This window comes from Bradyrhizobium sp. URHD0069, assembly GCF_000701345.1.
Lineage (GTDB): Bacteria > Pseudomonadota > Alphaproteobacteria > Rhizobiales > Xanthobacteraceae > Bradyrhizobium.
The window spans coordinates 139,612-147,598 of sequence record NZ_JNIJ01000016.1 but is presented as its reverse complement, the minus strand read 5'-3'; the positions used below and the strand labels follow the sequence as shown (position 1 = coordinate 147,598).

Annotated in this window: 6 protein-coding genes and 1 pseudogene; 2 read left to right on the top strand and 5 right to left on the bottom strand. The window is 55.6% G+C overall.

Annotated features, from left to right (window positions below):
- The coding region (locus N554_RS38180; RefSeq protein ID WP_036052916.1) for an IS30 family transposase at positions 1–882 on the bottom strand (882 nt) is incomplete at its 3' end.
- A 95-nt stretch (positions 883–977) separates the two neighbouring features.
- Between N554_RS38180 and N554_RS38175 the strand changes: the two are divergent.
- A pseudogene (locus tag N554_RS38175) lies at positions 978–1,240 on the top strand (hypothetical protein).
- A gap of 55 nt (positions 1,241–1,295) precedes the next feature.
- Here N554_RS38175 and N554_RS0111115 read toward each other — a convergent pair.
- Positions 1,296–2,108 (bottom strand): class I SAM-dependent methyltransferase, encoded by an 813-nt coding sequence (locus tag N554_RS0111115; RefSeq protein ID WP_029583539.1) that lies wholly within the window; start codon positions 2,106–2,108, stop codon positions 1,296–1,298.
- Between the two features lie 556 nt (positions 2,109–2,664).
- Positions 2,665–4,152, bottom strand: a complete 1,488-nt coding sequence (locus tag N554_RS0111105; protein ID WP_029583537.1) for an O-antigen ligase family protein — start codon at positions 4,150–4,152, stop codon at positions 2,665–2,667.
- A 435-nt stretch (positions 4,153–4,587) separates the two neighbouring features.
- Here N554_RS0111105 and N554_RS0111100 point away from each other — a divergent pair, with 435 nt between their 5' ends.
- Positions 4,588–5,424 carry a TylF/MycF/NovP-related O-methyltransferase gene (locus N554_RS0111100; protein ID WP_081851224.1) on the top strand — a complete coding sequence of 279 codons (837 nt, stop codon included), beginning with the start codon at positions 4,588–4,590 and terminating at the stop codon, positions 5,422–5,424.
- 60 nt (positions 5,425–5,484) lie between these two features.
- Here the strand turns inward: N554_RS0111100 and N554_RS0111095 are convergent, their stop codons facing one another.
- Together N554_RS0111095 and N554_RS0111090 are read right to left on the bottom strand one after the other, a co-directional pair.
- Positions 5,485–6,990, bottom strand: coding sequence for a lipid II flippase MurJ (locus tag N554_RS0111095; RefSeq protein ID WP_081851223.1), 1,506 nt, complete (start codon positions 6,988–6,990; stop codon positions 5,485–5,487).
- An 88-nt stretch (positions 6,991–7,078) separates the two neighbouring features.
- Positions 7,079–7,897 (bottom strand): class I SAM-dependent methyltransferase, encoded by an 819-nt coding sequence (locus tag N554_RS0111090; RefSeq protein ID WP_036052904.1) that lies wholly within the window; start codon positions 7,895–7,897, stop codon positions 7,079–7,081.
- Positions 7,898–7,987: the final 90 nt, after the last annotated feature.

Below are 7,987 nucleotides of genomic sequence, written 5' to 3'. Positions count from 1 at the left end.
CCGGTCCCAGGTCAGGGACTTATACAGCTCCTCTGGTAGCTTCTTCGCCTGCTTGATGAGCGCGGAGACGACCGTCTGGGTGTCCTTACCTGCCACCTTGGCCAACATCACGTAACGCGTATGGCGCTCGACCAAGGTCGCGATGTAGCTGTTGTTCGGTCCGGACAGGAGATCGCCTTCCCAATGGCCAGGCACCGCCCGATCTTCAACCGCCGCCGGTCGCTGACGGATTGAGACAATATCCTTGATATGCCCCCGTCTATCGCCATTCGGATCAACCGGCTTGGAGCGACGCATCGAGCGTTTCGATCGAAGATGACCAAGCAGCTCTTTCTTGAGCACCCCGCGGGCTTGAACAAATAGACTGCGGTAGATCGTCTCGTGTGACACCTGATTACACTCGTCTTCAGGATGCGTTCTCTTCAGCCAACCGGCTATCTGCTCGGGCGACCAATCCAATCTGAGCTTCCCCGCCACCGCTCGCCGTAGCCGCGGACTGTTCGCCAATTTACAACATTTTGGACGACGAGCTCGCGCCCAGGCATTCTCATCCGCAAGCGCCGCTCGGTAGCGATCATAGCCGCCATTGCGGCTCATTTCCCGGCTCACCGTCGAGGGCGAGCGACCAAGCAACTTGGCGATCGATCGTGCCGATTGATGTGCCGTAACGCCTCTGGAAATCACCTCGCGTTCCGCGAGCGTCAATGCCAGCCTGGAGCGACGACGCTGGGCAGGACGAATCCCACCATGTGGAGCCACCAAAAAATAGATCGACGATGACTGCTTACCAAAAGCTCGCCCGATCCCCTTCAGCGACTCTCCGCGCTTCCAGCGATCCCATAACTCCGTTTTCTCTCTGCCGCCGTAAACCCTCGATGAAATCTATGACCCATCAAAGCACACTCCATCTCGCCTTCAAGATAAAGTGTTGCATCGACCGGTTGAGACCACCGCCTGATTAAGGAAAGCAAAGCAAGGTGAAGGCCGGCGGCCGGCTTTCACTGCAGAAGCATCACCATCGCTCCGAGCACTGGATTGTGGTGCGGGGTACCGCGCGCGTGACCGTCAACGAACTGATCAAGATCGTGCACGAAACGAATCAATCTACATCCCGATCGGCGCCACCCACCGCCTGGAAATTCCGGGCAAGATTTTGCTGGAATTGATCGAAGTCCAGACCGGAAGCTATCTCGGCGAGGACGATATTATCCGCATCGAAGACGATTACCGGCGAGTTTGAGGTGAACGCGTTCCGAAAAGGCGACGCAGTCATCGAGAGTTGCCGATGCCTGCCATCACAGGAGCTTCGCGAAGACGAACTCGTTGCACCCGGCCCCAAATAGTCCGGTCGTCGCCGGTAAACGGAATGATCGCACCTCTTTGAAGCCGAGCGCGCTCACGCGCTCCAGCAACTCCTCAGGAGTTCCGGTTTCGTAGGGGTATCCGCCAAGCCAATCGTGAGCATCATGGGAAAAGTTCATGCCGCGTACTTCGGAATAGTGCCGAACGTAGGAGATCGGATTTCCTCCCAATAGGGTCTTCGCGGCCAAAAAGGCAGCCATGTAGACTTGCCTGATGCTCCATTGGACTGGGCGCGGCGCTCGGGAATAGAATTTCTTTTCAGCTTTCCACATCGAGTCGCACGACGTGGTGGAATAGATCGCTATAGCAAATTGTCCGCCCGGCTTAACCAGATCCGCGGCCCGTTCGATTGCCCCCCACATGTCGCCGGTATGATGCAGGACCCCCCAGGAATAGACCACGTCAAACTTGCCGAGCATATCGGGGGACGCGTCGAAAATCGACGCGATTTTCGCGGTCCAATTCGGGTTGGGCGCATGCTTGGTGAGCAGTGCCTGTGTCGTGCTAACCGAATTTTCGTCGATATCGACCGCCGTCACGGATGCCGCACCGAGCAAAAGTGCAGCCAGGGTGTGCAGGCCGGACCCGCAGCCGATGTCCAAAAAAGTCTTTCCTGCCAAGCCGTGGGGGAACAGCTTCTTGACGCCCACTACGGCGGAATCGATTCTTTTTTGGTCGATGGTTTTCGAATAGTTCTTCCAGTTTTCCCCAAACTCAAAATGCGTTTCGCGTTCCGTCAGACTCATGTTGTCCACTCCATCGGAGGCGGGGAACCTAGCATCGCCGTTCGTAACGCTCAAGCACCGCTCGTCTCTGTTCCGTTCCTAGGGATTCTCGAACGCACTTGTTGAGACGCAGTGAGGGACGTCATGCGTTAGTTGATTGCCCGACGTAGGACGCTGTTTACCAAAAGCGCTTGTAAGCCCTGACATTTCGAGCCGACGCGTCCTTGCGATCCCGGTACGGCCAAGAATGGAATGTCTTTCCAATCTTTTCGACGAGCCGGCCTTTCCAATTAAGATGAACCGACGCGTCGCCCGACCATTTCTCAACATAGTCGCTTTGCAGAACCGACACTGGAGACGCTTTCGAACTTTAAAGCCTCACGAAACATCTCGTCGGCAAATCGGCCCATCAATATCGATCAAGCTAGGCCATTGCGCGGAGATCATTCGCGAATTCTTGTCTGAGGTTGAGAATGCCTTTTGGGTGAAGCGTCAGAAAAAGGCAGCCAAGAGTCGCGACCTTGCCGCCTTGGCCGCCGCGCCTCTATTCCATAAGGGCATCTGACGTCGTTATAGCTCAATCCCATGCAGGGCCTCGCGGCGAAGCCTCTTTGCGCTGGAGCACCAGCTTTTTGTGCCAGCGCCAAACGCCGACGGACCACAGTGTGATCGCGCAAAACACGAAGAGGAGAAGCAGCTGCGGTGCGGCGGCAATGCTCGAAGGTCCGATGCCTATAGCGGAAGTGGCGCCTATAACAAATCCTATTGGAGCGGCCACGGCTGCATATCTCATTGCAGAGATGGCGTCGGGCGCGTCAACATGATACCGCCGCGCATTCAGTCCGGCGATACCAAAAATGACCGGAGCGAGCAGACCTGGCGTGAAGAGGATATCGTGCGAGGTCGCCATTACAGCCAAGGTCGCGAGGAAAAGCGGCAATTGCTGTATGCTTCGGACCGAATAAACGGTCAGGCCGAGGAACGCGAGTGGCGCGATCCACCCGAGATCGCCGAATGCAATGGCAAAAAGCAGAAATGTGTTGTGCGGTTGCAGTGCGTGTGCCGCTGCGAGTCCCTGACCGAAAAAGGGGCCGGTTTGATACGACAGGTAGGCGCGCTCCATAAGCAGCCCGCGCGCTGAAATTGAATTAATATCTCCTTCGTTTTCCGCCCTGCGCGCAATTTCCTTGATGATGTCCTCCGATCTGGGCGTCTTCGCTGAAAGAGCACCGGCGATCGCCTCGCGCGCTTCGGCAAATTCCGTCGGGGCAGTGCCAATTTGCAGAAAGGCGCTCCTCGCGGCGACGGAGAACCGGTCATTCGAGAACAGCGCCACGACGATCCAACCTGCTAGAGCTAGGGCTAGTGCACCCGACCTAAGCCATCTGATGCGAGAGTGCGGTCTAGGCGATCTGATGCGGGTCCACAGCAAATCGGCCGCAATGCCAAAGCAGATCATGACGGCCGCAATCAACGTGGAGCGCGAAAGGGTCACAAAAATCGCTGTTCCCACAATCAGGAGAAAGGGGCTGCGCAATCGATGCGGCACCGTCCAGAAGGAACCCGCGGCACCTAGAAACAGCCCCGCAGCGGCGACATTCGCGTTGATGCTCAGGCCAGCCGCCCGCCCAGCAGTATTCGTGAACCCATGAACAAATAGAATATCAAGCAGGCAAATCACCGCGGTCAGGACCGTCGCGGATGCCGAGAACCTCAATAGCGCGAGTGGCGCTGACGCGATTGCCAGCACTGCGGCGCAAGCCACGAAGATCGTCGCAACAAGGAAATTCTTGGAAATACTGTCGATCGGGTGGCTAAGTGTTAGACCAGCAGCGAACGCGCAGACGACCAGAACCGGAAGGCTTCGGTGGAGAACTGGCCTTTGTGTAGCCAAGATTACCAGCGTGAGGCCGATCACGAGAGACCAAGTGCCATAATAAATAGTCGGCCAGAAAAGCCGATCATCAACAAAGAGCGGCGAGAAAAAAGGTAGCAGCTGGAGTTGGAATGCTATGACAAAAAAGGAACCAAGCGTAGCCGCCGTCAATTGTAATGACTTCGCCATAGGTTACTCTGCAGGCGGCGGGATAACGGCCCAATACGTTCGTCCATTAGATTTTGGATTTGTGCCGTCTCTGCTCAAAAAGATGAATGCTGAACCATTCCAACGCGAAAATCTGCCGTGACCATACGTTACGATATCAGCATGCTCGGCGTGGGCTGGACCAAAGGGGGTTGCGTTCTCATACAGCATAGACGGAGACCGTTTCTGGAATTCCATCGTGTCCGACAGGTGATCAAGTGCTAGGACGTGTACAGCAAAGGCGGTGTCAGAGCCTCGAAGTTCGTAAAACGGCCGGTTGAGGCGGAGCACTGCTCCCGTGGGCTTGGCCCGCCTCAACATTGGCTCGGTCTATCATGCCACCACAATAAAGGAACCCCTCCGGAGGTCCCGACTGTCCGGTTGCGTGCTGGTTGAGGCATCCGCTATGGTGCAAAGATGCTGAAAAGAATTACGAAATCTTCTATCCTGCGCGGTCTTGCAAGGAAATTTGGTGCCGTCCGTTCGACAACAAAAGAATTTGGCGACGTTAAAGCGATTGAGATGATTGCAGATAGCGTGCTGTGTCTTTCATTAGAGAGAAATTTCAGCGACGCTCAACGATATGAGTTGTTCTATTCTATCGGCAGGAAGCTACAGCCTGATTTCCCCATCAATGATCGTGGCCGCTATTTGTTGGCAGACAAGGACTTTCGCGGCTACTTTGAAAAATTTCTCGGTTCCGGCAACTGGAAGAACTTCGAGCGCCGCTGGAACCTGGCTCAGATGCTGCGGATGTTACCACCGATAGCGGGCGATCTGGCTGAGTGCGGCGTTTTTGAAGGTGCGAGCGCGTATCAGCTTTGCCGGTTCGCCAGCGAGCATGGGCGCAGGGTTCATCTGTTCGACTCTTTCCAGGGGTTGAGTGTTCCAAAGGAAAATGACGGGGCATATTGGACCGAGGGTGGCCTTTCGGCTTCAGAAGAAAAGGTTCGCGCTAACCTCAAGGAATTTCATTGCTTTGAGACTTTCCCGGGTTGGATACCGAAAGCGTTCACCAAAGTTGCGGATCGAAGATATGCGTTCGTCCATATTGATGTCGATTTGGAACAGCCGACTTTTGACAGCATCGCATTCTTCTACCCGCGCGTGTCAAGGGGAGGGGTGATGCTGCTGGATGATCACGGCTACGACACGTGTCCGGGTGCTCGGAAGGCCGCGCTGGACTTCATGGCGGACAAGCCAGAACCGGTGATTGACCTGTCAACGGGCCAGGGATTGATCATCAAAACCTAGGGGGCACCCGAGGAACCAGGCTGCCCGCATCGTCCGCGGAAAGGGTTGCGGCGGTGCGCTTTACGCCGCCTCGCCAGGACGTTTGGCAAGGAACCACAGATGGGACCGCGTCGCGATCAAGAGCGCCAAAACGATTGCGGTATACAGTGAGCCACGAACCAGCAAGCCGAGGGTGTCGGACAGGCCATGCGAATCAGGATTGGTCCATCGCTCGACGGCAATCGCCGGAACCAAAATCAACCCGATCCGAAAAGACGCGTTTCCGATATCGCTCAGGATTGGCGCGGTTTGTATTCGCCTACCAAGCCAAAAAAACCAGAAGCAGGTAACCAACAGGGCGCTTGCTACGACTGCGCCGGCGATAATGCTTAGACTTGCCTCCGATGCCCCGAACCAGGCTACGAACCAGGTCGCAGTAAATGAAATCATACCACTAACAAGGATGCTGCCTGCTCCTCGCACGGCTTGGCAGAACTTGGCGATGAAGGTGCCAAAAGCGAGCGGGAAAAGCGATAAGGTGAGCAATGTCCAAAGCCAGCTCATTTGTTGCGTGTGCTGCGCGCCGAAGGCGCCTCGTTCCAGGAGAATTTTTATAGTGGTTTCGCCCATCAGATAGATGCCGAAAGCGAGATAGGCGACAAGTAAGATCGTACAGCGAGCGAGACGCCTGAACAGAACGGTGATTTCCGCTTTTTCCCCACAAGCCCAAAGTGCAGCGAAATGGGGCAGCAGGACGGTACTCAGACCAATTACCAAGACCTGCGTCAAAGCACCGTGCAGGCGTGAAGCATAGCCATAAATCGCAACCGCGCCTTCGCCGAGTTCCGCGGCGCGAAACTGAATGATCGCGGCGGCGGAATTATTCAGCATCATTGCCGGCAGCAGAGGCAGGGCAAACATGAGCGTGGTGCGGACTTCTCCTTTCGCCACTCTCGTTTCGATGGGAAAATTCAGGCGCATCCTCAGCAAGGCCGCTGTGACCACAATGCATTGCGTAAGGCTCCCGAGCAGCAGCGTCCAGACGAGCGCCGACAGGTTCAGGGATGACCAGAGCGACAGACCAAGCACCGAAACCAATGCATTGATGAGCGGCGCCAGCGCTGCTGCAAAAAAACGTCCGTGGCTGTTGAGGATAAGTGCGATAAAGTCGCCGACAATGATGGGCAGCAATATCAGTCCCGAAAGGCTCAGCGCAGTCGCTGCCGATGCGATCATCGCGGTTTGGCCATTCGGCATGAAGAGGGCCATAATGCGCTCCGGCAGCAAGAAGCACAGGCTTGCAAACGCCAGAGCGAGGCCAAGCACCAGAACCAGCATGCGACTGCGATAAGCGGCTGCCAAACTGGCTTCGCCGGTTGTAACGAGCGACGTGTAACGCCCGATGAAGCTCATCTGGAGCCAGGACCCGATCACGGTCGATATGAAGCTGGGGGCAATTAGACCGAGATTGTAGGCATCGACATCCGGTGACGTGCCAAGGGCTGCCGCGATTATCGCGGTTCGCACGAAGGCTGCGATTTGGACCAAAACGCCAAGCAGCACTACCGTGCGGGTAGATTGGAGCATTTTCTTCTCTCAGTGCGATGGTCTCTTGCAGTCAGCCCGAACTCAACGGCAATGCCTCCATCAATACTTTTGCCAGGCGGCAAGAGCATCAAACAGCAGCGCCGGATTTAGCGTCGGTTCGCCCGAACAGAAATTCTGTACAGGCTTCGCCCGTCGAGATATTTACGAGCGAGAGACCGTGTTTCTCCTTCATAGTATCGATTACTTCCTGGTCGTCGGCATATTCCATCGGCCATCCGCCAAGCCAATCCCGCACGTCGGTCATGTAACTCATGCCGCGCTGCTTTTTCTTGTCATAGATTTGCTTGATCAACAGGGGCAACCGCAAAGGATTGCGATTGAGGCCAAAACGCCACAAATACCAAAGTTCCATTCGACGCCTGCCACTCGCGTCCGCAAGGTTGTACCGCTTCTTGATGTCGAGCCAAAATTCAGTCGATGGCGAAGCGACATTTGACGAGTAAAGCGCAATAAAAAACAATCCGTTGGGCGCTACCCTGCCTGCGGCATTGTGGATGGCGCTCCACATTGCCCCGGTATGGTGAAGGACACCCCAAGAATAAACTATATCCCACATCCCCAAGTTTCGCAGATAGCCAATGTCCAAGACATCGCCTCGTTCGACTGTCCAATTCGAAGGTGAGCCGGCGAGGGCCCTCAGATGTGCGGTGGTCCGGACGGACACTTCATCGTAATCAAACGAGTGGATGCGGGCCGCCCCCGCATCATAGGCAGCCATGGAGTGCAAGCCACTACCGCTACCGATATCCAGAAAACTTAGGTCCTGCAGATCCCGTTTCCTGAGAAAATCCAACAGCCGCTGTTTAGAGATTTTGCGTCGCTCGGCCGAAAAATTTGCATCAATAAATGACGCCCAGTTCTTTCCAAAATCATACCGTTCCGACATCAGGGTTGTCCTCGAGGAAATTGCCAAGGCATTCAAAAGCAAATCGACGCTGAGCAAGGCTGTCCGACGAATGGGAGCGGTAACGCGTCA

Bases quoted from the DNA above. Each gene is read 5' to 3' on its own strand.
- N554_RS0111090 (WP_036052904.1), bottom strand. From the start codon at position 7,897: ATGTCGGAACGGTATGATTTTGGAAAGAACTGGGCGTCATTTATTGAT.
- N554_RS0111100 (WP_081851224.1), top strand. From the start codon at position 4,588: ATGCTGAAAAGAATTACGAAATCTTCTATCCTGCGCGGTCTTGCAAGG.
- N554_RS0111095 (WP_081851223.1), bottom strand. From the start codon at position 6,990: ATGCTCCAATCTACCCGCACGGTAGTGCTGCTTGGCGTTTTGGTCCAA.
- N554_RS0111115 (WP_029583539.1), bottom strand. From the start codon at position 2,108: ATGAGTCTGACGGAACGCGAAACGCATTTTGAGTTTGGGGAAAACTGG.
- N554_RS0111105 (WP_029583537.1), bottom strand. From the start codon at position 4,152: ATGGCGAAGTCATTACAATTGACGGCGGCTACGCTTGGTTCCTTTTTT.